General features: G+C 67.5%; 27 protein-coding genes. 8 read left to right on the top strand and 19 right to left on the bottom strand.

Annotation, left to right across the window (positions count from 1 at the left end; genetic code table 11):
• Positions 1 to 10 precede the first annotated feature (10 nt).
• The 4 genes from AC1DNF_RS11645 to AC1DNF_RS11630 all read right to left on the bottom strand — a co-directional run bounded on the left by AC1DNF_RS11645 (position 11) and on the right by AC1DNF_RS11630 (position 3,334).
• Positions 11 to 229, bottom strand: a complete 219-nt coding sequence (locus tag AC1DNF_RS11645) for a hypothetical protein (RefSeq protein WP_478148738.1) — start codon at positions 227 to 229, stop codon at positions 11 to 13.
• A gap of 62 nt (positions 230 to 291) precedes the next feature.
• A complete protein-coding gene (locus AC1DNF_RS11640; RefSeq protein ID WP_478148737.1) occupies positions 292 to 1,953 on the bottom strand; it encodes a sulfatase-like hydrolase/transferase in 1,662 nt (553 codons plus the stop codon).
• Between the two features lie 5 nt (positions 1,954 to 1,958).
• Positions 1,959 to 2,555 (bottom strand): YceI family protein, encoded by a 597-nt coding sequence (locus tag AC1DNF_RS11635; RefSeq protein WP_478148736.1) that lies wholly within the window; start codon positions 2,553 to 2,555, stop codon positions 1,959 to 1,961.
• Positions 2,552 to 3,334 (bottom strand): CDP-alcohol phosphatidyltransferase family protein, encoded by a 783-nt coding sequence (locus AC1DNF_RS11630; RefSeq protein ID WP_478148735.1) that lies wholly within the window; start codon positions 3,332 to 3,334, stop codon positions 2,552 to 2,554. The genes AC1DNF_RS11635 and AC1DNF_RS11630 overlap by 4 nt, the downstream gene beginning before the upstream one ends.
• 43 nt (positions 3,335 to 3,377) lie before the next feature.
• On the opposite strand from AC1DNF_RS11630, the gene AC1DNF_RS11625 reads away from it, so the two are divergent.
• The 4 genes from AC1DNF_RS11625 to AC1DNF_RS11610 are packed head-to-tail and all read left to right on the top strand — an operon-like array spanning position 3,378 to position 6,776.
• Positions 3,378 to 4,376: a zinc-dependent alcohol dehydrogenase gene (locus tag AC1DNF_RS11625; protein ID WP_478148734.1), complete on the top strand. Its 999-nt coding sequence runs from the start codon at positions 3,378 to 3,380 to the stop codon at positions 4,374 to 4,376.
• A gap of 38 nt (positions 4,377 to 4,414) precedes the next feature.
• On the top strand, positions 4,415 to 4,828 hold the full coding sequence (locus AC1DNF_RS11620; protein ID WP_478148733.1) for a 6-pyruvoyl trahydropterin synthase family protein: 414 nt from the start codon (positions 4,415 to 4,417) through the stop codon (positions 4,826 to 4,828).
• On the top strand, positions 4,828 to 5,892 hold the full coding sequence (locus AC1DNF_RS11615; protein WP_478148732.1) for a glycosyltransferase family 4 protein: 1,065 nt from the start codon (positions 4,828 to 4,830) through the stop codon (positions 5,890 to 5,892). The genes AC1DNF_RS11620 and AC1DNF_RS11615 overlap by 1 nt, the downstream gene beginning before the upstream one ends.
• Positions 5,889 to 6,776, top strand: a complete 888-nt coding sequence (locus AC1DNF_RS11610; protein WP_478148731.1) for a class I SAM-dependent methyltransferase — start codon at positions 5,889 to 5,891, stop codon at positions 6,774 to 6,776. Before AC1DNF_RS11615 ends, AC1DNF_RS11610 begins: the two co-directional genes overlap by 4 nt.
• Positions 6,777 to 6,895: 119 nt before the next feature.
• Here AC1DNF_RS11610 and AC1DNF_RS11605 read toward each other — a convergent pair whose 3' ends face one another.
• Entirely contained in the window at positions 6,896 to 7,789 is an 894-nt protein-coding gene (locus tag AC1DNF_RS11605) for a RibD family protein (RefSeq protein WP_478148730.1), read from the bottom strand.
• Positions 7,790 to 7,832: 43 nt separating this feature from the next.
• Entirely contained in the window at positions 7,833 to 8,729 is an 897-nt protein-coding gene (locus AC1DNF_RS11600; protein WP_478148729.1) for a hypothetical protein, read from the bottom strand.
• A gap of 213 nt (positions 8,730 to 8,942) precedes the next feature.
• On the opposite strand from AC1DNF_RS11600, the gene AC1DNF_RS11595 reads away from it, so the two are divergent.
• Positions 8,943 to 9,350 carry an MAPEG family protein gene (locus AC1DNF_RS11595; protein ID WP_478148728.1) on the top strand — a complete coding sequence of 136 codons (408 nt, stop codon included), beginning with the start codon at positions 8,943 to 8,945 and terminating at the stop codon, positions 9,348 to 9,350.
• Between the two features lie 48 nt (positions 9,351 to 9,398).
• Here the strand turns inward: AC1DNF_RS11595 and AC1DNF_RS11590 are convergent, their stop codons facing one another.
• Both AC1DNF_RS11590 and AC1DNF_RS11585 read right to left on the bottom strand, forming a co-directional pair.
• Positions 9,399 to 11,039, bottom strand: coding sequence for a (2,3-dihydroxybenzoyl)adenylate synthase (locus AC1DNF_RS11590; RefSeq protein WP_478148727.1), 1,641 nt, complete (start codon positions 11,037 to 11,039; stop codon positions 9,399 to 9,401).
• Positions 11,040 to 11,066: 27 nt separating this feature from the next.
• On the bottom strand, positions 11,067 to 12,206 hold the full coding sequence (locus tag AC1DNF_RS11585; protein ID WP_478148726.1) for an FAD-dependent monooxygenase: 1,140 nt from the start codon (positions 12,204 to 12,206) through the stop codon (positions 11,067 to 11,069).
• Between the two features lie 306 nt (positions 12,207 to 12,512).
• Between AC1DNF_RS11585 and AC1DNF_RS11580 the strand changes: the two genes are divergently transcribed.
• The 3 genes from AC1DNF_RS11580 (at position 12,513) to AC1DNF_RS11570 (ending at position 16,161) form a co-directional block, all read left to right on the top strand.
• Positions 12,513 to 13,364 (top strand): L-type lectin family protein, encoded by an 852-nt coding sequence (locus AC1DNF_RS11580; protein WP_478148725.1) that lies wholly within the window; start codon positions 12,513 to 12,515, stop codon positions 13,362 to 13,364.
• A 65-nt stretch (positions 13,365 to 13,429) separates the two neighbouring features.
• Positions 13,430 to 14,758: an L-type lectin family protein gene (locus AC1DNF_RS11575; RefSeq protein ID WP_478148724.1), complete on the top strand. Its 1,329-nt coding sequence runs from the start codon at positions 13,430 to 13,432 to the stop codon at positions 14,756 to 14,758.
• Between the two features lie 179 nt (positions 14,759 to 14,937).
• Positions 14,938 to 16,161 (top strand): NAD(P)/FAD-dependent oxidoreductase, encoded by a 1,224-nt coding sequence (locus AC1DNF_RS11570; protein WP_478148723.1) that lies wholly within the window; start codon positions 14,938 to 14,940, stop codon positions 16,159 to 16,161.
• Positions 16,162 to 16,167: 6 nt separating this feature from the next.
• Here AC1DNF_RS11570 and AC1DNF_RS11565 read toward each other — a convergent pair whose 3' ends face one another.
• From AC1DNF_RS11565 to AC1DNF_RS11515, 11 genes are all read right to left on the bottom strand, one after another.
• Entirely contained in the window at positions 16,168 to 16,386 is a 219-nt protein-coding gene (locus AC1DNF_RS11565; RefSeq protein ID WP_478148722.1) for a hypothetical protein, read from the bottom strand.
• A 107-nt stretch (positions 16,387 to 16,493) separates the two neighbouring features.
• Positions 16,494 to 17,939 (bottom strand): MFS transporter, encoded by a 1,446-nt coding sequence (locus AC1DNF_RS11560; protein WP_478148721.1) that lies wholly within the window; start codon positions 17,937 to 17,939, stop codon positions 16,494 to 16,496.
• A gap of 333 nt (positions 17,940 to 18,272) precedes the next feature.
• Positions 18,273 to 18,617: a monovalent cation/H(+) antiporter subunit G gene (gene mnhG, locus AC1DNF_RS11555; RefSeq protein WP_478148720.1), complete on the bottom strand. Its 345-nt coding sequence runs from the start codon at positions 18,615 to 18,617 to the stop codon at positions 18,273 to 18,275.
• A gap of 16 nt (positions 18,618 to 18,633) precedes the next feature.
• Positions 18,634 to 18,912, bottom strand: a complete 279-nt coding sequence (locus AC1DNF_RS11550) for a K+/H+ antiporter subunit F (RefSeq protein ID WP_478148719.1) — start codon at positions 18,910 to 18,912, stop codon at positions 18,634 to 18,636.
• On the bottom strand, positions 18,909 to 19,400 hold the full coding sequence (locus AC1DNF_RS11545) for a Na+/H+ antiporter subunit E (protein ID WP_478148769.1): 492 nt from the start codon (positions 19,398 to 19,400) through the stop codon (positions 18,909 to 18,911). Before AC1DNF_RS11545 ends, AC1DNF_RS11550 begins: the two co-directional genes overlap by 4 nt.
• The gene (locus AC1DNF_RS11540) at positions 19,400 to 21,100 is read right to left on the bottom strand and encodes a monovalent cation/H+ antiporter subunit D (protein ID WP_478148718.1); all 1,701 of its coding nucleotides are present in this window, start codon (positions 21,098 to 21,100) and stop codon (positions 19,400 to 19,402) included. The genes AC1DNF_RS11545 and AC1DNF_RS11540 overlap by 1 nt, the downstream gene beginning before the upstream one ends.
• The gene (locus tag AC1DNF_RS11535; protein ID WP_478148717.1) at positions 21,097 to 21,450 is read right to left on the bottom strand and encodes a Na+/H+ antiporter subunit C; all 354 of its coding nucleotides are present in this window, start codon (positions 21,448 to 21,450) and stop codon (positions 21,097 to 21,099) included. The genes AC1DNF_RS11540 and AC1DNF_RS11535 overlap by 4 nt, the downstream gene beginning before the upstream one ends.
• A 115-nt stretch (positions 21,451 to 21,565) precedes the next feature.
• Positions 21,566 to 24,454 (bottom strand): monovalent cation/H+ antiporter subunit A, encoded by a 2,889-nt coding sequence (locus tag AC1DNF_RS11530; protein ID WP_478148716.1) that lies wholly within the window; start codon positions 24,452 to 24,454, stop codon positions 21,566 to 21,568.
• 56 nt (positions 24,455 to 24,510) lie between these two features.
• A complete protein-coding gene (crcB, locus tag AC1DNF_RS11525) occupies positions 24,511 to 24,888 on the bottom strand; it encodes a fluoride efflux transporter CrcB (RefSeq protein ID WP_478148715.1) in 378 nt (125 codons plus the stop codon).
• Positions 24,889 to 24,904: 16 nt separating this feature from the next.
• Complete coding sequence (locus AC1DNF_RS11520; protein WP_478148714.1) at positions 24,905 to 26,206, bottom strand: TRAP transporter large permease; 1,302 nt, start codon at positions 26,204 to 26,206, stop codon at positions 24,905 to 24,907.
• The gene (locus AC1DNF_RS11515; protein WP_478148713.1) at positions 26,199 to 26,705 is read right to left on the bottom strand and encodes a TRAP transporter small permease; all 507 of its coding nucleotides are present in this window, start codon (positions 26,703 to 26,705) and stop codon (positions 26,199 to 26,201) included. Before AC1DNF_RS11515 ends, AC1DNF_RS11520 begins: the two co-directional genes overlap by 8 nt.
• Positions 26,706 to 26,716: the final 11 nt, after the last annotated feature.

The following is a 26,716-nucleotide window of genomic DNA, read 5'->3' as shown; positions in this document are numbered from 1 at the left end:
CCGCTCCGGCCTAGTGGTCGCGCAGGCGCGCGAGGAAGGTCGTGTTGCGGCCCATGCTGCGTTGCATGCCCTTCGATTCGCGGGCCTCGGTCCTGGCCATGGAAAGCGCGAAGACACCGGCCGTGATCAGTAGGCACAAGGCCCCTGCGATCAACAACCCCATGAATGATCCCAGCCAGTAGGCGAGTGCGACGACGCAGATGTTGACGAAGAGGATGGTGGCACGCATGGAGAACAGGCTATCAGGGAAGGGCTCGGCGCGAGCGTGAATTAGTGCGCGGAACGCCTTCGCTATTGCGCCGCGCCGACGTGGCCGCCGGCCGGGCCGTCGAAGGCATCCATCAGCACAGGGGTGAGGGCCTGCATGGGGCCCAATGCGGGTCGCATCGGCAACAGGCCCGGCGTGAAGCCGTGCGCCTGCAGGCGCTCGAGCAGCCGCGCGTCGTCGCTGATGACATGGACCGGCACGTCCCATGAAGCATCCCGGCCGCTGACGCTCGCCATCGGCTGGTGGTCGCCGATCACGATCGTCACCAGCTTGTGCGGCGCGCGAGCCGACAGGTAGTCGCCCAGCCACTGGAAGGTGTAGGCCAGCGACTCCAGGTAGGCGGGCACCGGCGCCAGCCATGACACCGGCTTTGCCAGCGCCTGGGCGACCTGGTCCGGCGTATAGGCATCGGCGCGCAGGAGCCGGTCCCAGTCGGCCACATAGGGTGCGACCGGGCGGAAGGGCGCGTGGCTCGCCAGCGTCGGAAACACGATCAGGCGCGGCGCGCGCTGGCCTTGCGGCTCGGCCAGCTCCTGCGCCTGCATCAGCGCCAGCGAGGCCTGGTCGGGAATGCGCCAGTGGCCGAAGGCCGGGCCGCGGTAGCCGATGCCGTTCGCGTCGGCATAGCGGTCGAAGCCATAGAAGCTGCCTTCGGGCCAGGGCTTCTGCAGGCCGGGCGCCCAGTTCACTGTGCGGTAGCCGTTCGCCTTGAAGAGACGCACCAGGGTCGGCCGCTCGGTGGCGAGGAGCAACTCATAGTTGCCAGGGTCGTGCGTGTCGACGCCGCTCAGGAGCGCCGCGTGCGCCAGCCAGGACGCGCCGCCGAAGGTCGGCGAGCGCACCCGCGCCGACACGGCTTGCCGCCCCCCTGCGAGCAGCGCCTGCGCGAGGCGCGCGCGGTACGGCGCGAGCCATTCCGCCTGGGCCGGATTGTCCAGTGTGCTGACGCCGTAGGACTCGGCGAAGATCAGCAGCACGTCCGCGCCATCGAGCCCGAGCAGGTTCGTGGCGCCGAAGGCCGGGCTGGGCGAGAGCTGCGCCGCGGCCTCGCCGGGCAGCAGTTGGTTCGCCAGCAGCGCGGCCTGGCGCGCGATGATGGGCGCGACCGGCATCGAGAAGAACCAGCGCGTGTCGCGCCCGCCAATGCCTTGCGCCGCGAAGCTCGCGAGCAGCAGCACGCCGATCAGGCCGATGGCCGGGCGCGGCCGCTGCCATGCCAGTTCGCGCGCGATGGCGGCCCAGCACCAGCGTGCGAGCGCGTAGACGAGGCAGAGCAGCGCCACGGCGGCGAGGGCGGCCAGGCCGATCTGCCAGCCGGCCGAATTGTCCATTCGCACCACGTCCAGCGCGTGCCGGCCGTCCCAGTACAGGTTGATCTGGCGGCCGAAGACCGCCGACACGGTGACCTCGATGTAGCGGCTCACGATCCAGAAGGCGGTGAGCAGCGCCAGGGGGCGCACGAGCCTGGTGCCCTGGGGGCCGCGCACCGCGAGCCATAGCATCAGCGCCAGCGTCGCCATGCAAAGCTCGAAGGACAGGCGCGGGGCCGGGTGCGGCCACAGCGTGGGCCAAAGGTTCTCCATGCCGAGCAGCGCATTGAGCACCACGAAGGGTGCGCCGAAGCGCAGGAGCCAGCGGCCCCATCCGGGCCAGCGCTGCGCGCGAGCGCGGCGGTCGAAGGTCACGGGTTTCATTTCCGCTTGGCCTCGAATTCGATGATGAGCGGGATCTCGTCGCCGACCCAGCCGTTGCTGACTCCGTATTTCATGCCGTAGCTGCTGCGCTTGAAGCTGCCGCGTGCCGACACGCCCATCGTGTATGTCTGGTCGATGGGCGAGGCGCCGCTCTTGTTCCAGGTGGCCGTGAGCGTCAGCGGCTGCGAGCGGCCCACCAGTTCGAGCTGGCCGGCGACCTCGAAGCTTCGCTCGCCGGTGCGCCTGGCGCCGCTCGATGTGAAGACCATGCGTGGAAACTCGGCGGCGTTGAGGAAGTCGGGGCTCTTCAGGTGCTGGTCGCGCCTGGCGTAGTTGGTGAAGACGCTCTGCGTGTCGACCTCGATGCGGACATTGCTCAAGGTGGCCGTGGCCTCGTCGAAGTCATAGCTGCCGCGCGCCGCGCGGAACATGCCCAGGACCTTGGCGTAGCCGAGGTGGTCGACCACGAAGGCAATGGTGATGTGGTCGGGGTCGAGTTCATAGCGTGGCGCCTGGGCGTGCGCCGAGGCAGCGATCCCCATCAGGCAGCACAGGACGAATCCGCGCGGCAGGCGTGCGTTGAAGGCGTTCATGGTGCGGGCTCCCCGGTTGAATAGCGATGGCGGGCCAGCCAGGCCACGTCGGCCGCGAAGGATCCGCTCAGCGCGGCGAGGCTCGCGGCCGCGAGCGCCTGGCTCCATCGCGGGTGAACGATCGGCCCGAGGCAGACGATCAGGCTGCCGATCTGCGCCACGCACACGGCCTTGCGCCGCGGGCTGCCCGGCAGGGGGCGTGCCATCCAGGGCCAGAGTCCGGCCGCCAGCACGAAGACATAGCGCATCAGGCCGGCGGCGAGGATCCAGGGGCCCGCCTTGTCGAACTGGATGACCAGCAGGCACAGCACCAGTACCAGCAGGGCATCGGTCTCCATGTCGAAGCGTGCGCCGAATTCGCTCGCCAGTCCGTTGGACCGGGCCAAGGGGCCGTCGAGCGCGTCCAGCAGCGCGGCCGCGGTGGCGACGGCGATGACGCCCCATGCCATCGAAGCCGCGTTCGTCCCCGCTTCGCCGATGCCGGCCGCGAGCAGGGCGACCAGCGCCAGGCGGCCGAGCGTCACGCGGTTGGCGCAACCGAAGCGCATGTTCGGCGCGTGCGACGGCAGGCCGCGCAATACCAGGGCGAAGGCCAGGGCGAACACCGCCGCGGTCTTCAAGTGAAACCAGTGGCTGAGCCCGCCCAGCGCACCTGCGCCGGCGGCCAGCAGGGCGAGCAGCAAGAAGCAGTTGAGCGCTTCGCGCCAGGCGTCGCGCCGCAGCGCCGCGAGCGGACCCGAAGCGAGCGCATGGCCGTCGGCCCGGGAGTGCGCAGTCATCGTCTAAAGTCGGTCGCCAATGGGTTGAACAACAGAAAGCAGCATGCCAGCATATCCGTCCCGCGTTGCTTCCGCCGAGTCATGGGCTTGCTGGATCGAGGCGCCCGGCCGCGCCGGCATCCGCCCCGAAACCATCGGCACGCCGGGCACGCATGAGGTGCGGGTCCGCACCCTGCACAGCGGGGTCAGCCGGGGCACCGAGATGCTGGTGTTCCGCGGCGAGGTGCCCTCCAGCGAGTTCGAGCGCATGCGCGCGCCTTTCCAGGCGGGCGCATTTCCCGCGCCGGTGAAATACGGCTACGCCAGCGTGGGCGTGGTCGAGCAGGGGCCCGAGGCGCTCGTCGGCCGCCATGTCTTCTGCCTGTATCCCCACCAGACCCGCTACGTCGTGCCGGTCGAGGCCGTGCATCCGCTGCCCGACGGCCTGCCGCCCGCGCGGGCGGTGCTGGCTGCCAATATGGAGACGGCCATCAACGCGCTGTGGGATGCCGCGCCGCGCCTCGGCGACCGCATCGCGGTGGTCGGCGCCGGCGTGGTCGGGCTGCTGGTGGCATGGCTTGCCGGGCGCATGCCCGGTTGCGTGGTGGAAGTGATCGATGTCCATCCCGCGCGCCGGCCCGTGGCGGAAAGCCTGGGCGTCGCATTCGCAAGCCCGCAAGGCGCGGCGCCGGATGCCGACCTGGTGGTGCACGCGAGCGGCAGCCCGCAAGGTCTCGCCACCGCGCTGCGCCTGGCGGCCTTCGAGGCGACGGTCCTTGAACTGAGCTGGTACGGGCAGCGCGCCGTCACGCTCCCGCTGGGCGAAGCCTTTCATTCGCGGCGGCTCACGCTCAGGAGTTCGCAAGTCGGCCACGTGGCCACGGCCCAGCGCGCGCGGTGGAGCCATGGAAGGCGGCTCGGGCTGGCCCTGTCGCTGTTGCGCGACCCCGCGCTGGATGCGCTGGTCACCGACGCCGCCCCCTTCGAGGAACTGCCCTCGGTGCTGCAAAGGCTGGCCGCGGGCGCGACCGACACCCTGTGCCAGCGCATCGACTATTCCTGAACCCTTCTTCGACTTCCTTCCTTCCTTGAAAGAACCGCATGTACAGCGTCAACGTCCGCGACCATTTCATGATCGCCCACAGCTTCCGGGGCGAGGCCTTCGGCCCTGCGCAGCGCCTGCATGGCGCGACCTACGTGGTCGATCTCGAATTCCGCCGCGCCGAACTGGACGCCGATGGCATGGTGGTCGACATCGCCCGGGCGACCGAGGTGCTGCGCGTCGTGCTGGGCGAGCTCAATCTGCGCAACCTCGATGACGAAGCGGCCTTCAAGGGAAAGAACACGACCACCGAATTTCTGGCGCGCGCAATCTTCGATCGGATCGCCGCGCGCATCGCCACCGGCGAGCTGGGGCCTCATGCCGGCGGCCTGTCTGCCTTGCGCGTGAGGCTGAACGAATCGCACGTGGCCTGGGCCGCCTACGAAGGCGCGCTGCCGGCGAGCCGGGGCTGATGCCAGCGCAATGCAGCTTCCTCGTGCCGGGCGATCTCGGCACCCGGACCGGCGGCTATGCCTACGACCGCCGCATCATCGAGGGGCTGCGCGCCCGGCAATGGCAGGTGGATGTGCGGTCGCTGGGCGAAGGCTATCCCGCGCCCGACGCGGCGGCGCGAGCCTTGACGCGCGAGGTGATCGAGGCCTTGCCCGACGGCGCGCTGGCCGTAGTCGACGGGCTGGCATTCGGCGCGATGCCCGAGGTGGCCGAGCACCATGCGCGGCGCATCCGCTGGGTGGCGTTGGTGCATCACCCGTTGTCGCTGGAGACGGGCCTCGCGCCGCAGCGCCAGCGCGCGCTGTTTCAGAGCGAGCGCCGCGCGCTCGCCAGTGCGCGCGGCGTGATCGTCACCAGTGCTTCCACCGCGCGTGCGCTGGCCGCGTTCGGCGTCGCGGCGCCGCGCATTGCGGTGGCGGAGCCGGGGACCGACCCGGCGCCGCTGGCGAGCGGATCGGGCGACGAAGCGCCGAAGCTCCTGTGCGTGGCGACCATCACGCCCCGCAAGGGCCACCTGCTGTTGGTCGAGGCACTGGCCGGATTGCAGGACCGGCGCTGGACGCTGCATTGCGCGGGCAGCCTTGCCATGGACCCCGCGTGCGCCGCGGAACTCGCGCAGGCCATCGGCCGCCATGGGCTGGGCGAGCGCATCGTGCTGCACGGCGAGCTCGACGAGGCGGGCCTGCGCGCGCTCTACCTGAGCGCCGACGCCTTCGTGCTGCCCTCCTTTCACGAGGGCTATGGCATGGCGCTGGCCGAGGCGCTGGCCCATGGCCTGCCGGTGATCAGCACCCGCGCTGGCGCCATCCCTGACACCGTGCCCGCCGATGCGGGCGTGTTGGTGCCGCCGGGCGATGGTGCCGCTCTGCGCCTGGCCTTGCAGCGCGTGCTGGACGATGCCGCGTGGCGTGCCGCATTGGCGGCGGGTGCGCGTGCCGCGAGGCAGCGTCTGCCGACCTGGGCTGACAGCGCCGCGCGCTTTGCCTCGGCGCTCTCGGAATTCCAGCGGAGGAATGGCGCATGACGGGCTTCAGCGCCGATTGGCTCGCGCTGCGCGAGCCCTTCGACCATGCGGCGCGCGGCGGGGCGGCGGCCTCGCTGGACTTGCGCGCCGCCGCGCTTCGCATGCGCGGTGGCGACCCCACCCTGGAGGTGCTGGACCTCGCCTGCGGGACCGGCGCCAACCTGCGTGAACTCGCGCCGCGACTGGGGGGGGCGCAGCGCTGGATTCTGGTCGACCATGATGCGCGGCTGCTCGACGCCTTGCCGCATGCGCTTCACGACTGGGCGCATTCGCGCGGTTTCGCTCTGCATGCCGAGCACGGCGGCTTGCGCATCTCCGGCGGGGATTGGGATGCGCAAGTGCGGACGCTCTGCGTCGACCTCGCCCTCGGGCTCGACGACGTGCCGCTGTCGGGGACGCAGCTCGTCACCGCGTCGGCGCTTCTCGATCTGGTCTCCAGCCAATGGCTCGCCATGCTGCTGATGCGGGCCCTGGAAGAGAAGGCCGCCTTGCTCTTCGCATTGACGGTCGACGGGCGCGTCGCATGGGAGCCGGGCGTGCCGGGCGATGCTGACATCGACCGTTTGTTCGCCGCGCATCAGCGGCGGGACAAGGGCTTCGGCGAGGCGCTTGGCGGGAAGGCGGTCGACGTCCTCACCCACCTGTTCGCGGCGGCGGGTTGCGAGTGGAGGGTGGCGGCCAGTGATTGGCGCATCAACGCCCGCGAAGGCGCGCAGGCCCTCGCGATGGTCTCCGCGATGGTGGAAGGCGCCGGCGCCGCCGCGCTTGAACAGGACCCGTCCGCCGGCGCTCTCGTCAATGAATGGATAGCGCGGCGCATGGCGATCGTCGATTCGACGCGGTTGCTCGTAGGGCACCAGGACGTGCTGGCGATGCCTCCCTGACCTCGACTGGCGTGGCCAGGGTCGGCCTCACTGATTCTGCTCGCCAGGCCCCGGCGCCGACGCCACATGTGACGGCCGGCATCGCCTCGACCTCTCAGCGCGCAGCCCGCCGACCCGAATCAGGCCTTCGCGCTCAGGCCGGCGGCGCGCAGGTCCAGATCCCACAGCACATCCGCACCCATGCGAAACACGCGTCCGGGCGGCCGCAGGCAGTCGCGCATCGCATCGTTGCGCGGCAACTGCAAGCCGGGCCGGCCGTCGCCGATGATGACGGGCGCGACGCTCAGGTGCAGCCGGTCGAGGCAGCCCTGCGCGATGAAGCGCGAGACGGTGACGCCCCCGCCTTCGACGAAGAGCACGCGCAGTCCGTGCTCCTGCAGGGCGACACGCAAGGCGCGCAGGTTCAGTGCGCCCTGCGCATCCAGCAGCCCGGGCACGCCCAGCACCTGCGGCGCGCCCACGCGCGCGGCAGCCTCGGCCCGGCGTGTCGCGTCGCACGCGAGCAGGGTGGGCGCCTGGCGGTCCGAGAAGATGCGCAGCTCGGGCGACAGACGCAAGCCGGGATCGAGCACCACGCGCACGGGATTCGCGCCGCGCACCCTGCGCGTGGTGAGCTGCGGGTTGTCGATGGCCGCGGTGCCGGCGCCGACGATGACCGCGTCGCACAGCGCGCGCAGCCGGTGAAGATGCAGCAGCACCTCCTGGCCGTTCACGTAGTTGGAGTCCCCGCAGTGCGTGGCGACGCAGCCGTCGAGACTCTGGCCGAGCTGGCCGATGGCCCAGGTCGTGCCATCGAGAGGCTGGTCAAGCATGGGCTTGAGCAGCTCGAAGAGTTCGATGGCCGCGGGGTCCCAGACGCCGCGCAGCGAAAAGCCCTGCGACGCATCCCACGCGAGCGGCGCGTGCGCGTCCCAGGTTTCGGGCGCGGCACCGATGCGGCGGTGGCCGACGATGTCGAGGCACACGGCCCACAGCGCGTCGACGCCGGGAAGATGAGTTTGCGTTGGCGTCATGGGTTCCTCGGAGGATAACTGCGCCGACGCTGCGCCGCTGCACTCACCAGCGAGGCGTGTAGTAAGGATCGTCCGGCGTTCCCGCCTGCGAGTTCGCGCCGCCCTGGAGCGCCACGACCAGGGCACCGGCCACCCAGACCGCCGCCACCGCCGCGACGACCAGGGGTCTGAGCCACGCGGGGCGCGGCGTCGTCGCTTCCGGTGCCTCGCCTGTCTTGCGGCGCAGCAGCCGGCTTGCCAGGCGCACGATCGGACCCGACAGAAAGGCGCAGGCCAGCAGCAGAAGAACGATCGGCCGCACGGGCGACAGCATGGCGGTCGCCTGCGTCTGCGCCAGCGCCAGCCAGGCCATGACCGCTGCCACGATGCCGCTCGGGCCGAATGGAATTCGAACGACAGGCCAGACCCATAGCGCGCATCCCGCCACGGCGAATGCCAGCGCCAGCCCCAGTTCGAAGAGCAGCGCCGAGCCGGCGATCAGAGCCGCCACGGCCAGCCCGAGGCTCGCAATGAAGAGTGACGCCGGCGCGCTGGCTTCCTGCGCCGGTTCGTTCAACACGGCACCGGTGACCACAAGGCCCATCAGCCAGGGAGCGGCCCCCGCCCTCAATGTCGGCGTGCCGAGGTCGGTGAGCATCAGCGCCCAGAGCGCGCAAGCAGCGAGCCATGCGAAGCTCGGACTTGCTCGGACTGCCTGCAGCGCCAGGCCGAGGAGGCACCCTGCCGCGCAGATCCAGGGCAGCTCGCCGATGATCGAGCCCGGCTGCGATCGCAGGCCAAGCACCCAGACCCACGCGGCGAAGATCGCGAACGCCGCGCCGGCGGCCGCCCATCGCGTGCCTGCAATGGGGCCCAGGATGCCGCGCACAGCGCCCGTCGCCACGAACGCCAGAACGAAGGGGAGGGCGAGGCTCTGAAAGAGCGGGTGGTGAAAGTCCATCGACATGCGAGTCCGGGCGTCTGCCCTCCATGCATCCAGTCTGACTCATGATGGACGCCGTCGTTGTCGGAAATTGCTGATTTACTGCCGGCGGCTCCCCGCTCCAGGGCACGCCCTGCGCCACAAAAAAGATCCTCAGCGCTGTCGATTCCGGGGAGCGGCACACGTCATGGCAGTACCCATCGCGATGTTCGCGAACTTCAGGAGTCTTCCATGCATTTCGTACCCCTCGTCCCCTTGATCGCCGCGTTCTACGCCGCTCTGCTCGGCCTGCTCGGCGCCGCGCTGACGGTCAGGGTCATCGTCCAGCGCGCCCGGCTGCATGTGAACGCGGGCGACGGCGGCGTCCCGGCGATGGCACAGGCCATCCGCGCGCATGCCAACTTCGCCGAGCATGTGCCGCTGGTCTTGCTGCTGATCGCGTTCGCCGAGCTGCTCGGCATGCCGGCGCTCCCCCTCCACGTGCTGGGCATCGCGCTGATCGTCGCGAGGCTGCTGAGTGCCGTCGGCCTGAGCCGCTCGCTGGGCCCCACCAGTCCGCGACAGGCGGGGGCGGGCCTGACGGTGCTCGTCACCGTGGGTGCGGCCGGGTCGATTCTCTATGCCGTACTCGGCCGATAGGCGCTGGTTCCGGCTGGCGAGGCATGGCCGCGCCGATGCGCCGAGTCGTCATCGGGGTCTTGCCATCAGCCGATCGCGCAGTTCGCGCTTGAGGATCTTGCCCACCGGGCTCACGGGAAACGCCTGCATGATCTCCAGCCGCTCCGGCAGCTTGAAGGATGCGATCTTCTGCTGGCGCAGATAGGCAATGAGTTCGTCGAAGCCCAGCGTGGTGCCGGGCTGCAGGACGACGCAGGCGCAGGCCTTCTCCCCGAAGACCGGATCGGGCAGGCCGACCAGCGCGACCACCCTCACTTGCGGCAGCCCGAAGATGAGGCTCTCGATTTCGTCGCAGCTGATCTTCTCGCCGCCGCGGTTGATCACGTCCTTGCGGCGGCCTTCGGCGAACACGTGGCGGCCGCGCTTTCGCACGATGTCGCCCATGCGGTAGAAGCCCTCGGCCGTGAAGGCCTCGGCGTTCTTCTCCGGTGCGTTGTAGTAGCCACGGATGGTGTAGGGCCCGCGCGTCACCAGTTCGCCGGGCTCGCCGTCGGGCACTTCGCGGTCCTGGTCGTCCAGCACCCTGATTTCGTCGAGTTCGCTCACGGGCGCGCCGGAACTCTCGAGCAGGAGCTCGTCGGGGTCGTCCAGGCGCGTCATGTTGATGAGGCCTTCGGCCGTGCCGTAGATCTCCTGCGGAATGCAGCCGAAGCGCTCGCGCAGGCGGGCGCGCAACTCGGGCGGCAGCCGAGCGCCGCCGTTTTGTACCACCGTCAGGGAAGAAAGGTCGAAGCGCGTCGGCGCGTCGCTGTCGAGCCAGTTGGAAATGAGGGGAACGACGCTGGCGATGGTCGAGACGCGCTCGCGCTCGACCGCGGTGAAGATGCTCTCGATGTCGGTGCCGGGCGCGATCACCACCGTGCCGCCCGCGTAGAAGGTGCCGAGCAGCCCAGGCGAAGCGAGGTTGTAGTTGTGGCCCAGCGGCAGGATGGCCATGAAGACCGTGTTGCCGTCGAAGCCCGCGGCTTGCGCGCAGAGGCGGGCGTTCAGCACATAGTCGTTATGCGTGCGGGGGATCAGTTTCGACATCGAGGTCGTGCCCCCGGACAGCAGCATGGTCGACACCTCGTCGGGCGAGGGGCGGACCTCGCGCAAGCGGCTGGCGATGGTCGCGTCGTCTTCCGGCTCGTCGGTGCCGATCAAGGGGTCGAGGGCGCGCTGGCCCGGCGCCGGCTCGCCCGCGACGATCACATGGCGCAGGGAGGGAAATTCGGCGACCATCTCTGCGGCCATCGGCCGATAGTCGAACTTGCCGGTGAGGTCCGGCACCATGTAGGCGCTGGCGCCCGATGCGCGGATGAAATGGCGCACCTCGGCATGCCGGTGCGCGCGCAGTGCCATGACGGGAATGGCGCCTATCCAGCTGAGCGCGAGATAGGCGATGACGAACTCCGGCACGTTCGGCAACTGCACGACCACGCGGTCGCGCGGCCGCAGGCCGAGGTCGAGCAGCGCCACGGCCAGGCGCCTCGAACTGCGCACAAGCTCGCTGTAGCTGACGCGGCGTTCGTTGAAGACCAAAGCGTCCTTGGAGGGCGCGGCATGCATCGCGCGCTCGACCATCTCGGCCACCGTGAGACCTTCCCACAGGCCGGCGCGGCGGTAGCTTTCCGCGAGTTCGGCGGGCCAGGGGATGCAGCCTTCGAGCATGTGGAGTCTCCTTGCGTCCGGAACGATTCAGAACGCGATTTCGGGATGAAGCTTTTCGTAGGCGGCGGCGAGCTCGGGATCGCGCTTGCGCACCTCGGCATGGTCCACACGGCCGCTGCGCGTGACGTAGTCGTAGGCGAAGGAGATCGGGTCGAGCTGCAGCTTGGGCCCCAGATTCTCGTACCACTCGGTGCTCCTGATGGCGGCCTTCTGCAGCGCGTCGGAGCCGGGTTGGCGGATGCGCACGAATTCGTCGAGCATCTTCGGCACATCGGGGCCGCAGGTCTTGAAGGCGTCGAAAAGCGCGATCGAATCCTGCATCGCCAGGCGCGTGCCGGAGCCGACAGAAGGGTGCCCAGTGCGCAGCGCGTCGCCGATGAGCACGATGTTGCGGTAGTGCCAGTTCCGGTTCTTGACGATCGTGTAGCGGAACCAGTTCGACTTGTTGGACAACAGCTTGTGGCCCTGCAGGTCTTCGGCAAAGACCTTCTCGCACCAGGCGAGGCTGTCCTGTTCGCTCATCCGGTCGAGCCCCGACCGGTGGAATGTCTGGGGATCGACCTCGACCAGGAAGGTGCTGTGCGTGCGGCTGTAGCGGTAGGTATGGGCGATCGCCAGGCCGTCGGGGCACTGCCGGAAGATGAGCGAGAGCGGATCGAAGAGCTGCGTGGTGCCGTACCAGGCCAGCAGGTTCGGCCGCTCGTCGAGCGTGGGCCCGAAATGCGCCGCGTGGCGCGTGCGAATGGCGCTGTTGGCGCCGTCGGCCGCGACGATCAGGTCGGCATCGGCGAAGGCCGTGACTTCGTCGACGCGGCGCTCGAATTCGATCGCCACGCCGACCCTGCGGCAGTGCACGTGCAGGGCCTTGAGCAGGTCGATGCGCGCCATGCGATGGAAGGTGTTGTGCGCCAGCGTGACGTGCTGCCCCTGATGCACGACGGCCATTTCGTCGAACACTTCCTGGTTCCCGGTCATGGCGTCGTAAAGCTCGGGCGCGAGTTCGCGCACGAAGGCAAGGGCGACGTCGGAGAACACGACGCCCCAGCCGTAAGTGGCGCTTTCGGCGTCGCGTTCGTAGACGCGGATGTCGTGCGCGGGGTCGTCGCGCTTCATCAGGTACGCGAAGAAAAGGCCCGCGGGGCCGCCACCAATGATGCGTATCTTCATTTCTTCGTCTCTCTCCCGCCTGGCGGCAAGCAAGGTGCCCGGCCCCCCATCCTAAGCGACTGGCCGTGGGTCGCCTCCAGCGGATTCGGTGGCGGCGCACGCGGCGCATTCAATGGAAATAGATTAATTCCGGAAGTTCCAAATGTCGAGAATTCTGTCGAAAACATAACGCCGTATGTTTTTGTTGAGAGAATTATTTTCCCAAAACTATCCATTTAGAGATCCGCCAGAAATGATATTGTTGCGCATGCCCATTCGCATTTTCAAAAATGGGCGAATTATGTATTCAATGGAATTGTCAGAGTGATGTTTTTTAAGAATTCAGCAATCGTACTGTCGCTGTGCGCGGGATTGGGGCTGGCTTCCACCGCGTCCGCAACGTCCTATCCAGGGGCGGCGCCTCAAGACGGAGCAGTGCCAGCGCTTCGAGCGGCAGCACCCGTTTCCGAGCAGGATTGGACATTTTCCCAGGGAGTGATGCAGACGGGCTCGGAATGGCTGAGCCTGACGAGAGCGGGCGAGAGCGCCAGCACGGCCAATGTTCAATCCAAGAAAACCTTCAGTCCCACGGATCCGATCAAGATCGAATTCGACTACATCAGCTGGGGCGGCCGTGAGGTTGGTGCCGACGGATTGGCCATCTATCTGTTCGACGCGAGCGCGCCGTACGCGGGAACCGGCGGCTATTACTTCAGCGCGCTCGGCTATTGCCGCATCGCCGGTGGCTATATCGGCATCGGTCTGGATGAATACGGGAATTTCTCTTCCAGCTGCGAGGGTGCTGTGCATGAGGGGCCCAGCGTTCCAAACAGCGCAACCATCCGCGGTCCGCAGAATACGGGGTACAAGTTCGTCAAGAACTTCCCGATCGAGGCTTCGCTCGACTGCGACGCATCGAATTGCCAGACTCGCGCGCAGGCCGTCGCTTCCGTCGATGGTGTCAAGCACGTGCTCGCCTATCTAATTCCCAAGAAATCCGGCCCGGGGTACAGCGTCAATCTGTCGATCAACGGACGGACCATCATCAGTGGCGCGGACTATCCGTACGCCGCGCCGTCGCTGATGAAAGTCGGGATCTCGGCGTCCACGGGAACCTACACGAACCATCACGAGATCCGCAATCTGCAGATCAACGGCGGTCGCCAATGCGCGCGTTGAAGAGAGCTGTCGCGCAGATCTATTTGACGTATTGAAATTCATCTATTGATTTGAAGCAGCAAACAATGAACTTTAAGAAAATGGCAATCGCGCTGTCGATGTGCGCGGGGCTCGCACTGCCCTCGATCGCTTCGGCCACGCCGATTTCGCAGCAGGAATGGGTCTTTTCTCCGGGTGTGGTGCAGGCGGATGCCGAATGGCTGAGTCTGACGCGAGCCCACGAACGGGCCACGATGTCCAATCTGCAATCGAAGAGGATCTTCACCCCGGGCGAGACCATCCATGTCGAGTTCGACTACCTCAGTTGGGGCGGCAACGAGCAGAGCGGAGATGGTCTCTCGCTGTACCTGTTCGACGCGAGCTTGGCCGGGGCCGGAACCGGAGGTGGCGTCGGCGGCGCCCTGGGCTATTGCCAACTTGGCGGCGCCTACTTGGGTATTGGCTTGGATGAATACGGCACCTTCGCCTCGACCTGGTGCGAGAACCGTCGCCAGAACAATATGCCGGGTACCGATACCATCGTCATCCGAGGCTCGCAGGCACGGGCTTATGCGTTGGGGGGCACCTTCCCGGCCAAGACGGGCCTGGCCTGCAAGGGTCAGTCCTGCACCACGCGTCAGCAGGCCATTGACCTTGGCGGCACCAGGGGCGTCAAGAGAGTGGTCGCGGACCTGATTCCCAAGAAATCCGGTCCTGGTTACAGCGTCAATCTGTCGATCAACGGCCAGATGGTGGTCAGCGGCGCCGACTATCCCTATGCGGCACCGGCGACGATGAGACTTGGTATCGCGGGATCGAATGGCGGCCCCGGTGGCGCTCACCACGAGATCCGAAATCTGCAGGTCGAGGCATTCGGTGACGTGTGCGCCGAACCTGAGAATCCAGCGCACGGCGTGCCGGCGTATCTCGGCGAGGCGGGGCACAACAACGTCGTCGCCTACCCGGTGCTCAACGACGGTGATCGCGTTCAGAAAGGCTGGGACGGCACCGGGAAGTGGTCGGGCTCATGGATCGGCGCCAATGTCTCCTACGGTCTCGACTTCTCCGGCGCGGCTTGCCAGGACAGGGATGGGCCGTGCGCTACTCCCGCAGCCAAGGGCCCGGTCTTGATCAACACGGTGACCGTGTATTCGCGCCAGGACGACAGCGTTCAGCAAGAGCCCTCGGATTCGAGCGTGTTCACGCAGTATGGCGCCGCCGATTTCGTCGTCCTGGGGATCGAACAGGGCAAGACGCATTGGGAAGAGATCGCTCGCGTCAGTGGGAACAATCTGGTCAAGCGGACCCTCTCGTTTCCGGCGAAGTGGATCTCGAATCTCGAGGTACTGGTCGAGAGGTCAGCGGGTAGCGGACGATCGCCGTCGATCGTCGAACTCGAAGTCTTCAACCGGTGATGCCTGACGACTTCATGCATGTTCGAGCATGAAGCCGGAAGCTCCATGAGCACCCGGGCCCGGATCCCCATGTCGTGGGGGTCCGGGCTTTTTGCATGGCGGAGCCTTCAGGCCCGAAAGGGGTGTGCGATTGCACGAGAATCACCCCGCGCGATCCAGCGTCGCCCGAGAAGGAATCCATGAATTCGAACATCGTCATCGTCGGTGGCGGCCATGCCGCGGCGCAACTTTGCGCCGGCCTTGCCGAGGCGGGGGAGGGTGCCCGCGTGCACCTGGTCTGCGAGGAGACCGCCATCCCCTATCACCGTCCACCGTTGTCCAAGACTTTCCTGAAGAGCGTGGACGAAACGCCGCAACTTCATCGCGCCGAGGCCTGGTATGGCGAGGCCGGCATCACGCTGCATCTTGGCGACCCGGCGCTTGCCATCGATCGCAAGGCACGCACGGTCACGCTGCGCTCCGGCCTTGTGCTTGGCTGGGAAAAGCTCGTTCTGGCAACCGGCACGCGCGCGCGGCGCCTGCCCGCACTGGTGGGCCTTGTGAACGTCGCCCTGCTGCGTGCTGCGGACGAGGCCGCGCAGCTTCGTACCTTGCTCGCCACGGCGCAGAAGATCACTGTGCTCGGCGGTGGCTTCATCGGGCTTGAAGTGGCGGCGACGGCGTTGGCGATGGGCAAGTCCGTCACGGTGATCGAGAGCGCGCCGCGACTGCTTAGCCGCGCGGTGTCGCCGGCCCTGTCGGAGCATGTGCTGGCGACGCACCGTGCCGCCGGAATGGACATCAGGATCGCGGTGGGCAGTTGCGAATGGCGGACGGAAGGGCGGCGCCTTGCGGCAATCGACGTGGACGGGGAAGTGCTGCCGGTCGACCTGATGCTGCTCGGCATCGGCGCCGTTCCGGAGACGGCGCTGGCGCAAGCCGCGGGGCTCGAATGCGCCGACGGCATCGTGGTCGATGCCTACATGCAGACGAGCGATGAAGCCGTGCTCGCCATCGGCGATTGCACTCGCTTTCCGGACCGTCGGGCTGGGCAGGCGTTGCGCCTGGAGTCGGTGCAGAACGCGAATGATCAGGCGCGCACGGCGGTCGCCACACTGACCGGGGCCAAGCGCCCGCACGACGCGGTGCCGTGGTTCTGGTCGGATCAAGGCAGCATGCGTCTGCAAATGGCGGGGCTGGTGCCCGCGGAAGGCACGGCCGGCGCGCACACGGTGCGGCGCCCGGGTGCCAATCCCTCATCCTTCTCGCTGCTGCACTATGTGGACGGCCAGCTGCGCTGCGTCGAATCGGTCAATGCGCCGGTCGATCACATGATGAGCCGCAAGCTCCTCGAGGCCGGGCGCAGCCCCGAACCGGCGGTCGCGGCCGATCCGGCCGTGCCGCTGAAAACGCACCTGGCCTGATCCGGATCAGTGCGTGACCTGGCCGCGTTGCGGCGCGTGGGCATGGCGGATCTCGGCGTCCATCACGCGGGTGCCCGCGGCCAGTGCGGCCTCGTAAGAGTCGGCGCCGTACTCCGCCGCTTTCAGCACCTTGCGCGGATCGCCGCTGGTGTCCGTTTCCAACAGCGTCCAGACAAACGATCCGGGCGCCTGCTCATCGATGACGAGTTTGATCGGGTTCTTCATGCGTTCATGGTGAGCGCGCCGGCCCGGATTTTCTGTAGGTCAACGCCGATGTTCGGTCGTGCCTTGTGCGTCGGATCTTCCGCGTCCGCTGCCTGCGCAGGGCCTGTTCAACGGCCTCGCGCCGGGCGCATGCCTTGCTTTTCTGGCGGCGCGCCTGCAGGGGCAGGGCTTCGCAGCAGCATCGCGCCGAGGGCGGCCGCCGCGGCAGCAAAGGCGGCACCCATGAGGAAGGCGACATGGTAGCCCGCGTTGAGCGCCGCGAGCGGCGTTGCGCCGGCGCCTATAAGCCGCTCGGTGCGCGCCGCGGCGAGGCTGGCGAGCACCGCCAGGCCGAGCGCGCCACCCATCATGAAGGCCGTGTTGACGACGCCCGAGGCTAGGCCGGATTCGCCCGGTTCGACGTCGCTCATCGCGACCAGCAGCAGGGGATTCAGTGCCATGCCGGCACCGATGCCGAGCAGTGTCATGCCGGGCAGGACGTCCGCGAGGAAGCTGCCATCCACTGGCGCGCGGGCGAACAGGGCCAGCCCGATGGCTGCCAGCAGCAGGCCGAGCGCGAGCGGCGCCCGCTGGCCGAAACGCATCACCAGTCTGGCCGAGAGCCCGAGCGAAAAGGCAGCCATGATGAGATTGGCCGGCAGGAAGGCAAGCCCGACATGCATTGGGCTCTTGCCTTGCACCAACTGCAGATAGAGGGCGGAGATGAAGAACCACGCGAACATCGCCGCGGCCCACAGCACGCCGACGACATTGGCGGTTGCCACGTTGCGCAGCCCGAAGAGGCGAAGCGGCATGAGCGGATGCTGCACGCGCGACTCGATGAGGAGGAAGACGGCAAGCAGTGCCGCTGCCGTTGCAAGCAGCGCCAGGGTCCGTGCGGAGGTCCAGCCGGCCTCGTTGCCGTTGACAATCGCGAAGACGGCGAGCATCAGTGCGCTCGTCACCGTCACAGCGCCGCCGATGTCCAGTCTTTCGCCGGCCGCCTGACCGCGCACGTCCGGCAGCAGGCTCGTGCAGAGCGCGTAGACCGCCACGCCTATGGGCAGGTTGACCAGGAAGATCCAGTGCCAGCTCAGAAGGTCGGTCAGGAGGCCGCCCAGCAGCACGCCGATGCTGCCTCCGCCCGCGCAGACGAAGCCGTAGACGCCCATCGCCTTGGCGCGTTCGGCCGGCTCGGTGAAAAGATTCATGATCAACGAGAGCGCGACGGCCGAGACCACCGCGCCGCCCAGGCCCTGCACCGCGCGTGCGGCGACCAGCAGCGCCTGCGAGTTCGAAAGCCCGCAAGCCAGGGAGGCGACTGTGAACAGCGTGATGCCCAGCAGGAAGAGCCGCCGGTGGCCGTAAAGGTCGCCCAGCCTTCCGCCCAGCAACAGGAAGCCGCCGAAGCTCAGCATGTATGCATTGACCACCCAGACCAACGAGGTCTCGGAAAAGCCGAGATCCTCGCGGATCGACGGCAGGGCGACGTTGACGATCGTGGTGTCGAGCACGATCATGAGCACGCCCAGGCACAAGACCATGAGCGCCAGCCAGCGCTTGCGGCTATCCATGTGTTCTTTCATCGTCGGAGCGCAGTGTTTGTGTACGCCATCCACAAACCTTAGCAGACTGAATGAACGGCGTCCACATGCGCAGTGGACTCGTCGGGGACTATGCTTGCGGATGTAAATGTAGTTAGAATTTACTACATGAACACTGAAAGAGATAACTTTCACGATTGGGCCAGGGAGAAGCCTGACACCACGTTTTCGGGACTTCAGCGCATGGAGTACCGACAGCGTCCGAGTCAGCCCGTGGTTCGCTGGGGCCGGATGCTGTTCATCATGGCGGTGGCGGTCGCGGTCGGCGTTTGTCTGAGGTACCTCGCCCGCGTCTGACCCGTCTCAGGCCGGCGGTACGTCGCCGCCCTTCTGTCGCTCGCGGAACAGCGCCGCGCGCATGAGGAAGATCGTCGTGATCGGCGCCGTGAGGGCGACGAACAGCGCGATCAGCACCGCATGCAGGAACAGGCTGAAGCCTTGCACCGAGAAATAGATGACGGTGGCCAGCGTCATGCACCACACACCCACCGTGGCGCCGAGCGTGGGCGCATGAATGCGGCGGAAGAAGGTGGGAAGCCGCACGAGGCCGAACGAGCCGATGGCGGCGAACGCGGCGCCGAGCACGGCGAACCCGGCGGTGAGGATCTCCGCCCACAGCGGCAGCGGGCCGTTGATGAAGTCGGTCATGACGATGCTCTCCAATTCATTCGATGACCTCGCCGCGCAGCAGGAACTTCGCCATCGCAGTCGATCCGACGAAGCCGAACAGCGCGATCAGCATCGCCGCCTCGAAATAGACATTGCTGGCATAGACGATGCCGAGCACCAGCATCATGAGCATGCCGTTGATGTAGAGGCAATCGAGCGCCATCACGCGGTCCTGCGCCGTGGGTCCGATGAGCAGCCGCGCGAGCGCGCACAACATTGCCACGGCCAACAGGAGAAGAGCGAGCTTGAGTGCCCAGAAGAGAACCGTGGTCATGATTCGAAGATCTCCATCAGCGGGTGTTCGTAGCGCGACTTGACCAGCGCGATGAATGCTTGTTCGTCCTCCACGTCGAAGACGTGGATCAGCAAGATCGTGCGGTCGAAGCTGATCTCGCCCCAGGCGGTGCCGGGCGTGAGGCAGAGAATCATCGCGAGCACGGCCAGCGCATTGGGGTCGCGAAGCTCGAGCGGCACGCGCACGAAGCTTGGCTTCATGCCGGCGCCGCGCCGGGTCAACAGCAGGCGGGCCACAGTCAACGCCGACTGGACGAGGTCGAAGGCGATCACGCCGGCCAGGCGCAAGGCCAGCCCCGGCCGGCGCATCCGCACCGTGGCGGGCCGCAGTCCCTGTGTCAGCACGGGCACGGCGAGCGCGAGGATGGCCGCGAGCAGCAGGCTCGCTGCGTCCAGCGACTGGTTCAGCAGCAGCCAGACGACGAAGAGCGCGAGCGACAGCGGCGGAGAGGGAATCCAGCGTTTCATCATTGGGCGGCTCCAGATGGCGCTCCGGGGCTGGGCACCTGCCGCGCGCGCAGCACGGCGTCACGGTAGGCGGCGGGCGAGCGCAGGTCCTCGGCCGTGGCTGCCGCGTGCTGCATCACGGGTTCGGCCATCACGGTGAGGGCGAGGCATGCCGCCAGCAGCGCGGCAACCGGGAGCACCTCGAGGGCGGGCAACGAAGGCAGGGTCGCGTGCGGCTGGGTCCAGAAATGGCGGATGCCGGTGCGGCTCAACGCGATCAGCGAGAAGAAGCCCGAAAGGATCAGCAGCGCCGTGAAGGTCCACGCACTCGCCGTGATGTGCCCGGCATCGAGCAAGCCCTTGAGCATCGCGAACTTGGCGACGAAGCCCGACAGCGGAGGCAGGCCGGCCAGGAGCAGCGTGCAGATGACGAAGCTGAGGCCGAGAAAGGCCACGCCCGCGGGGATGGCGCGGCCGTAGAGTGCCTGCGCTTCGTCGTCGAGGTTCACGTCGTCGAGGCGGCGCAGGTCCGCCGAGAGGAAAGGCGCGCTGCCGGCCGCCTCGTGTGGCGCGATGCTCATGCCGGCGTTGCGCCAGCGTTCGATCATGTCGATCAGCAGGAAGAAGGCGCTCGCGGCCAGTGTCGAGGTCAGCAGGTAGTAGAGCGCGCCGGCCCACACGGCCGGCTGCCCGAGTCCGACGGCTGCCAGCAGGGTGCCGGCGGAAACCAGCATGCTGAATCCCGCAAGATTCGAAAGCCGTTGCGTGCCGACGATGCCGAGCGCGCCGACGAAGAGCGTGGCGAGGCCGACGCCCGTCAGCACCGCCTGGCCGAATTGCGCGGAGTCGCCGCTGTCGGGCCCGAACAGAACGGTCCAGAGGCGCAGCACGGTGTAGATGCCGAGTTTGGTCAGGAGCGCGAACACGGCGCCCACCGGCGACACCGCGGCGCTGTAGGCGGGTACCAGCCAGAAGTTGAGGGGCCATGCGCCGGCCTTCGCGAAGAAGGCGGTCGCGAGGATGGCGGCCGCCGCGTGCACGAGGCCACGATCGGCCGGGGCGAGCTGCGCGATGCGAATGCCCAGGTCCGCCATGTTGAGCGTGCCGGTCACGCCGTAGAGCAGGGCCGCACCGATCAGGAACAGCGAAGACGCGGCGAGGTTGATCGCGACGTAGTGCAGGCCGGCCTGCACGCGCAAGCGGCCGGAGCCGTGCAATAGCAGGCCGTAGGACGCGGCGAGCATGACCTCGAAGAAGACGAAGAGGTTGAACAGGTCGCCGGTCAGGAAGGCGCCGTTGAGCCCCATCAGCTGAAGCTGGAGCAGTGGGTGGAAGTGAACGCCCGCGCGGTCCCAGCGCGAGGTGGAATAGATCGAGGCGGCAAGGGCGATGACGCCGGTCAGCACGAGCATCAGCGTCGACAGCCGGTCGGCGACCAGCACGATGCCGAAGGGTGCGCGCCAGTTGCCCGGCAGGTAGACGCCGATGGAGCCCGGTCCGCCGCCGGTATCGACCGCGTTGACCCAGCGCAGCAGCGCGAGCGCGGCCAGGAGGCCGACCAGCCCGGAGATCACGCTCAGGGCCGACTTGAGGCGGCGGCGATGCTCGCCCAGCAGGAGCATCAGCGCGGCCGTCAGCATCGGCACCAGGATCGGTACCGCGATGAGGTGCGGCATGCCGAGTTCCAGCAGGCGGTCGAGCAGCCCGACGAATTCCTTCATTCCCGGGGCTCCCGTCGTTCCTCGCCGTCCACATGGTCGGTGCCCGTGAGCCCGCGCGAGGCGAGCAGGATGACGAGGAACAGGGCCGTCATCGCGAAGCCGATCACGATGGCTGTGAGCACCAGGGCCTGCGGCATCGGGTCGGCCGTGTTAGCGAGCGTGGTGGCAAAGCCGGGAACCAGCACCGGCTCGCTGTCGAGTTTGAGCCGCCCCATGCTGAAGATGAAGAGGTTGACCGCATAGGAGACCAGCGTGAGCCCCATGATCACCTGGAAGGTGCGCGGGCGCAGCAGCAGATACACGCCCGACGCAGTGAGCACCCCGATGGCGATGGCCAGCACGATCTCCATCATCCCCCTCCCGTTCCGGGAACACTGCGGAACCGGCTGCTCCGGGCCGCCGGTGTTGCCCCTTGCGAGGGGGTGGGCGTTGCGACACGAAGTGCGCGCAGCCTGGGGGTGAGCGTCATTCTTCTGCCCAACGGTGGCTGCGCACCGATTGGTGGGCCAGCGCGGTAAGGATCAGCATGGTCGCGCCCAGCACCAGCGCAAACACGCCCATATCGAAGAACAGCGCACTCGGCACGTGCACCTCGCCAATCAGCGGCACATGCAGGTGCGCGGTGTGCGTGGTGAGAAAGGGGTAGCCGAACGCGACCGAACCGGCGCCGGTCGCCAGCGCGAGAAGCAGCCCGACCGCGATCCAGCGCCGGGGGTAGATGCGCAGATGCTCCTCCACCCACTCGGTGCCGGAGACGATGAATTGCAGCACCAGCGCCACCGACATCACGAGACCGGCGACGAAGCCGCCGCCGGGCTGATTGTGGCCGCGCATGAAGAAATAGACCGAGACCAGCACCGAAAGCGGCAGCAGCAGCCGCACCAGCACCGCCGGCACCATCAGGTAGCCGATAGCAGTGTCCTTGGCGCGTCGCGGATTGATCAGGTCGCTGCTGCCGTCCTTGGCTTGCAGGCGCTGCTGCACGGGCAGCGCCATGGACTCGACGGCGGGCCGGAAGCGCCGCAGCAGGGCGTAGACGGTCAGCGCCACCACGCCCAGCACCGTGATCTCGCCGAAGGTGTCGAAGCCACGGAAGTCGACCAGCATCACGTTGACCACATTGGTCCCGCCGCCCTCGGACAGGGCGCGCTCCAGGAAGAAGCGGGAAATGCTTTGAGGGAAGGGCCGCGTCAGCATCAACCAGGCCAGCGCGGCCATGCCGCTTCCGGCGGTGGCGGCAATCAGCAGGTCGCGCCCGCGCCGTCCCCAGAGGCGCAAGCGCGTGCGCGAGGACTCGGGCTTGGCGGTGCGCATCGGCAGCCAGCGCAGCCCGAGCAGGATGAGCACGGTGGTCACCGTCTCGACCACGAGCTGCGTGAGCGCGAGGTCAGGCGCGGAGAACCAGATGTAGGTGATGCAGCACACCAGGCCGGCGCCCGATGCCAGCATCAGCGAGGCCAGGCGGTGGAACTTGGCCTGCCACGCCGCGCCGAGCGCGCAGACCATGCCGATGAGCCAGGTCATCGCGAACATCGGCGAGAAGGCGAGCAGCTCGCGGCTTCCGCGCTCGGCCGGCGAGAGCCAGAGCGAGGCCGCCGCGCCGGCCATGGCCACCGCGATCAGCAGCAGCAACTGCATCTGCAGCCGACTCGTGCCCAGCACGCGGCGGCTGCGCCGGCCGAGCTCGCTCAGCCGCGCCAGCAGGTTCTCGAAGATCCGCTGGCCGTCGAAGCGATGCAGCACCGGCGTGCGCGCGAGATCGCCGCGCGCCCGTTGGCGCCGCTGGAACATGTAGAGCACCGCGCCGCCCGCGAGCGCGACGAAGCTCATCAGCAGCGGCAGATTGAAGCCGTGCCATACGGCCAGGCTGTATTTGGGCAGATCGCCGCCGACCACCGGCGTCGCGGCCGTCGCCAGAAAGGCACCCACCGACCAGGCCGGCGCCACGCCGACCACCAGGCAGGCCAGCACCAGAAGCTCGACCGGAACGCGCATCCAGTGCGGCGGCTCGTGCGGCCGCTTGGGCACCTCGGGGCCGCAGGGCGGCCCGAAGAAGACGTCGAACACGAAGCGCGCCGAATAGGCGACGCTGAATATGCCGGCCAGCGTGGCAATGACCGGCAGGCTCCAGTCGACCCAGGGCGTCGACTGGATGAAGACGGTCTCGGCGAAGAACATCTCCTTGGAGAGAAAGCCGTTGAGCAGCGGCACGCCCGCCATCGACGCGCTCGCGATGATCGCCAGCGTGCCGGTAATGGGCATCAGCTTGAGCAGCCCGCTCAGCTTGCGGATGTCGCGCGTTCCGCTCTCGTGGTCGATGATGCCGGCCGCCATGAAGAGCGAGGCCTTGAAGGTCGCGTGATTCATGATGTGGAACACCGCCGCGACGGCGGCCAGCGGGCTGTTGAGCCCGAGCAGCAGGGTGATGAGGCCGAGGTGCGAGATGGTCGAATAGGCCAGCAGCGCCTTGAGGTCGCGCTGGAACATCGCCACGAAACCGCCCAGCAGCAGCGTGACGGCGCCAGCTCCGCCAACGAGCCAGAACCATTCCTCGGTACCGGAGAGCACCGGCCACAAGCGAGCCATCAGGAACACGCCGAGTTTGACCATGGTGGCCGAATGCAGGTAGGCCGATACGGGCGTGGGCGCCGCCATCGCGCGCGGCAGCCAGAAGTGGAAGGGGAACTGCGCGCTCTTGGTGAAGGCGCCGAGCACTACGAGGACCAGCACCACCGGATAGAGCGCGTGCGCGCGAATCGCCTCGCCGGAGGCCAGCACGACATCGAGTTCGTAGCTGCCGGCGATGCGCCCCAGCAGCAGCACCCCGGCCAGCAGGCAGAGGCCGCCCGCGCCGGTGACCGTGAGCGCCATGCGCGCACCGCGCCGGGCATCGCGCCGGTGGTGCCAGTAGCCGATCAGGAGAAAGGAGAACAGGCTGGTGAGTTCCCAGAACAGCACCATCTGGATCAGGTTGCCCGAGAGCACCACGCCCATCATTGCGCCCATGAACGCAAGAAAGAAGGCGAAGAAGCGCGGTACCGGGTCCGATGCCGACATGTAGTAGCGCGCATAGAGCACCACCAGCGTTCCGATGCCGAGCACCAGCATGCAGAACAGCCAGGCGAAGCCGTCCATGCGGAACACGAGGTTCAGACCGAGCGCGGGCAGCCACTCGATCTCTTCGCGGATCACATGGCCGTTCGAGAGATGGGGAAAGAACCATGCGGCCTGAATGGCGCAGCCCAGCGCAACCAGGCCTGCGAGTGTCGACTCCCGATTCCGCGCGTTCTGCGGTAGCAACGCCGCCAGCACGCTGGCGATGAAGGGGAGCGCGACGAGAAGGACAAGGGGCATCCCGATCGATTCTATCGATCGACCCTCGGCCGGGGGGCTGTGTCAGTCCCTTCGATTCAGGCGGTGAATTGCCGCACCGTGCGGATGCCGAGCCAGGTCAGGGTGAAAGAACCGCAGACATGCAATGCAGCCGTGACCAGGGCCAGGCCCAGTCTTCCGTTCAACATCATCGCCATCACTTCGGCCGAGAAACTCGAGAAGGTCGTGAGTCCGCCCAGGAAGCCGGTGATGAGTGCCAGTCGCCAGACGGGGTCGAGCTGCGGCATGGCCTGGAACACCGCGACGGCGATACCGATCAGGTAGCCACCGCCGAGGTTGGCCGCAAGGGTGCCCCATGGAAACGAGCCAGGGGACGAAAGCCAGAGGCCCAGGAACCATCGAAGCAGGGCGCCGACGGATGCACCCGCGCAGATGGCGGCGATTTGGAGAGGCATAGGACGGGAAGGAGGCTCAGGGCGCCATTTGCTGCGGCAGCCATGTCACCAGTTGCGGAACGAAGTAGATGATGAGCACCGCCGCGACCATGAGGAAGAACATCGGCAAGGTGACGCGCGCAATGTACAGCAGGTCTCTTCCGGTCATGCCCTGGAGCACGAACAGGTTGAAGCCCACCGGCGGCGTGATCTGTGCCATCTCGACCACCAGCACGATGAAGATGCCGAACCAGACGGGGTCGATGCCTGCGGCGATCACGGTGGGCATGATCACGCCCATCGTCAGTACGACCATCGAGATGCCGTCGAGGAAGCAGCCCAGCACGACGTAGAAGCCCGCCAGCATCAGGATCAGCTGGAACTTCGACAAGCCGAGCGAACCGATCCACTYGGCCAGGTGGCGCGGCAGGCCGATGTAGCCCATGGCCAGCGTCAGGAATGCCGCGCCCGCGAGGATCAGCGCCATCATGCAGTAGAGCCGGGTGGCGCCCAGCAGCGCTTCCTTGAAGGTGTTCCAGCTGAGCGAGCCCTGTGCCGCCGAGATCGCCAGCGCGCCGACCACACCCACGGCGGCGGCCTCCGTCGCTGTGGCCACGCCCGCGTAGATGGAACCCAGCACCGACAGGATCAGCAGCGCGACAGGGATCAGCGACAGCGAGGCACGCAGCTTCTCGAAGAAAGGCAGGCGCGCGTCCGAGGGCGGCACAAGATCCGGGTGGCGCAGCGCCCAGAACACGATGTAGCCCGAGAACAGCAGCGCGAGCATGATGCCCGGCACCACGCCGGCGATGAACAGCCTCGCGATGGAGACGTCGGCACTGACGCCGTAGACGATCATGATGATCGAAGGCGGGATCAGCAGGCCCAGCGTGCCCGCGCCGGCCAGCGTGCCGATGACCATGTCGTCGGGGTAGCCGCGCCGTTTGAGTTCGGGCAGGGTCATCTTCCCGATGGTCGCGCAGGTGGCGGCGCTGGAGCCCGACACCGCCGCGAAGACCGCGCAGCCCACCACGTTGGTGTGCAGCAGCCGGCCGGGCAGGCTTTGCATCCACGGTGCCAGCCCCTTGAACATGTCCTGCGACAGACGGGTGCGGAACAGGATCTCGCCCATCCACACGAAGAGCGGAAGGGCGGTGAGCGTCCAGCCAGAGGCCGAGCCCCAGATGGTCACGGCCATCGCATCCCCCGCGGGGCGCGACGAGAAGAGCTGCATCGCGATCCATGCCACACCCGAAAGGGTCAGGCCGATCCAGACGCCGCTGCCGAGGATCAGGAACAGCGCCGCAATCAGAAGGCCGGCAACAGCGATGTCATTCATGGCGCAGTGCCTCCGCGTCCATGCGCAGCGGACGGCCATTCCATTCGATCACGAACTCGTCGATCGAGGCGATCATGAACACTGCGGCGCCGATGGCCATGCCAAGCTGGGGGAGCCAGAGCGGGGTCGCGTCGTTGCCTGTGGAGATGTCGTGGAAATCGAGCGACTGCCAGACCAGGCGAGCGCTGTAGTACGCGAAGAGCACCGCCAGCAACGCGCCCAGGCCCATGGCCCAGCGTTCGAGCCAGCGCCGTGCATTCGGCCCCAGGCTCTGGAGAATCAGCGTCACGCGGATGTGCTCGCCGCGCTTGAGCGTGTGCGCGAGCGCCAGGAAGCCGCTGCCGGCCATGAGGTAGCCCGCATAGGCGTCGATGCCGGGGAGGTTGAAGTGAAGCTGCCGTCCGATGATCGACAGCAGCACCATTACCAGCAGGCCAACCAAAAAAAGCGCCGCCAGGGCGGCGGCGCTGTCGTAGATAAAGTCGAGTGTCTTGCGCATCAGGGGCCTGG

The organism is Variovorax sp. 01T432 (assembly GCF_056398605.1).
Note: the sequence above shows the minus strand (reverse complement) of the source record. Positions and strands in the feature narration are given on the sequence as shown.

What these genes read in the sequence shown, in the direction of transcription:
- AC1DNF_RS11645 (WP_478148738.1), bottom strand. Translation starts at nt 229, where the DNA reads ATGCGTGCCACCATCCTCTTCGTCAACATCTGCGTCGTCGCACTCGCC.
- AC1DNF_RS11635 (WP_478148736.1), bottom strand. Translation starts at nt 2,555, where the DNA reads ATGAACGCCTTCAACGCACGCCTGCCGCGCGGATTCGTCCTGTGCTGC.
- AC1DNF_RS11630 (WP_478148735.1), bottom strand. Translation starts at nt 3,334, where the DNA reads ATGACTGCGCACTCCCGGGCCGACGGCCATGCGCTCGCTTCGGGTCCG.
- AC1DNF_RS11625 (WP_478148734.1), top strand. Translation starts at nt 3,378, where the DNA reads ATGCCAGCATATCCGTCCCGCGTTGCTTCCGCCGAGTCATGGGCTTGC.
- AC1DNF_RS11620 (WP_478148733.1), top strand. Translation starts at nt 4,415, where the DNA reads ATGTACAGCGTCAACGTCCGCGACCATTTCATGATCGCCCACAGCTTC.
- AC1DNF_RS11615 (WP_478148732.1), top strand. Translation starts at nt 4,828, where the DNA reads ATGCCAGCGCAATGCAGCTTCCTCGTGCCGGGCGATCTCGGCACCCGG.
- AC1DNF_RS11610 (WP_478148731.1), top strand. Translation starts at nt 5,889, where the DNA reads ATGACGGGCTTCAGCGCCGATTGGCTCGCGCTGCGCGAGCCCTTCGAC.
- AC1DNF_RS11605 (WP_478148730.1), bottom strand. Translation starts at nt 7,789, where the DNA reads ATGACGCCAACGCAAACTCATCTTCCCGGCGTCGACGCGCTGTGGGCC.
- AC1DNF_RS11600 (WP_478148729.1), bottom strand. Translation starts at nt 8,729, where the DNA reads ATGGACTTTCACCACCCGCTCTTTCAGAGCCTCGCCCTCCCCTTCGTT.
- AC1DNF_RS11595 (WP_478148728.1), top strand. Translation starts at nt 8,943, where the DNA reads ATGCATTTCGTACCCCTCGTCCCCTTGATCGCCGCGTTCTACGCCGCT.
- AC1DNF_RS11590 (WP_478148727.1), bottom strand. Translation starts at nt 11,039, where the DNA reads ATGCTCGAAGGCTGCATCCCCTGGCCCGCCGAACTCGCGGAAAGCTAC.
- AC1DNF_RS11585 (WP_478148726.1), bottom strand. Translation starts at nt 12,206, where the DNA reads ATGAAGATACGCATCATTGGTGGCGGCCCCGCGGGCCTTTTCTTCGCG.
- AC1DNF_RS11580 (WP_478148725.1), top strand. Translation starts at nt 12,513, where the DNA reads ATGTTTTTTAAGAATTCAGCAATCGTACTGTCGCTGTGCGCGGGATTG.
- AC1DNF_RS11575 (WP_478148724.1), top strand. Translation starts at nt 13,430, where the DNA reads ATGAACTTTAAGAAAATGGCAATCGCGCTGTCGATGTGCGCGGGGCTC.
- AC1DNF_RS11570 (WP_478148723.1), top strand. Translation starts at nt 14,938, where the DNA reads ATGAATTCGAACATCGTCATCGTCGGTGGCGGCCATGCCGCGGCGCAA.
- AC1DNF_RS11565 (WP_478148722.1), bottom strand. Translation starts at nt 16,386, where the DNA reads ATGAAGAACCCGATCAAACTCGTCATCGATGAGCAGGCGCCCGGATCG.
- AC1DNF_RS11560 (WP_478148721.1), bottom strand. Translation starts at nt 17,939, where the DNA reads ATGGATAGCCGCAAGCGCTGGCTGGCGCTCATGGTCTTGTGCCTGGGC.
- mnhG (WP_478148720.1), bottom strand. Translation starts at nt 18,617, where the DNA reads ATGACCGACTTCATCAACGGCCCGCTGCCGCTGTGGGCGGAGATCCTC.
- AC1DNF_RS11550 (WP_478148719.1), bottom strand. Translation starts at nt 18,912, where the DNA reads ATGACCACGGTTCTCTTCTGGGCACTCAAGCTCGCTCTTCTCCTGTTG.
- AC1DNF_RS11545 (WP_478148769.1), bottom strand. Translation starts at nt 19,400, where the DNA reads ATGAAACGCTGGATTCCCTCTCCGCCGCTGTCGCTCGCGCTCTTCGTC.
- AC1DNF_RS11540 (WP_478148718.1), bottom strand. Translation starts at nt 21,100, where the DNA reads ATGAAGGAATTCGTCGGGCTGCTCGACCGCCTGCTGGAACTCGGCATG.
- AC1DNF_RS11535 (WP_478148717.1), bottom strand. Translation starts at nt 21,450, where the DNA reads ATGGAGATCGTGCTGGCCATCGCCATCGGGGTGCTCACTGCGTCGGGC.
- AC1DNF_RS11530 (WP_478148716.1), bottom strand. Translation starts at nt 24,454, where the DNA reads ATGCCCCTTGTCCTTCTCGTCGCGCTCCCCTTCATCGCCAGCGTGCTG.
- crcB (WP_478148715.1), bottom strand. Translation starts at nt 24,888, where the DNA reads ATGCCTCTCCAAATCGCCGCCATCTGCGCGGGTGCATCCGTCGGCGCC.
- AC1DNF_RS11515 (WP_478148713.1), bottom strand. Translation starts at nt 26,705, where the DNA reads ATGCGCAAGACACTCGACTTTATCTACGACAGCGCCGCCGCCCTGGCG.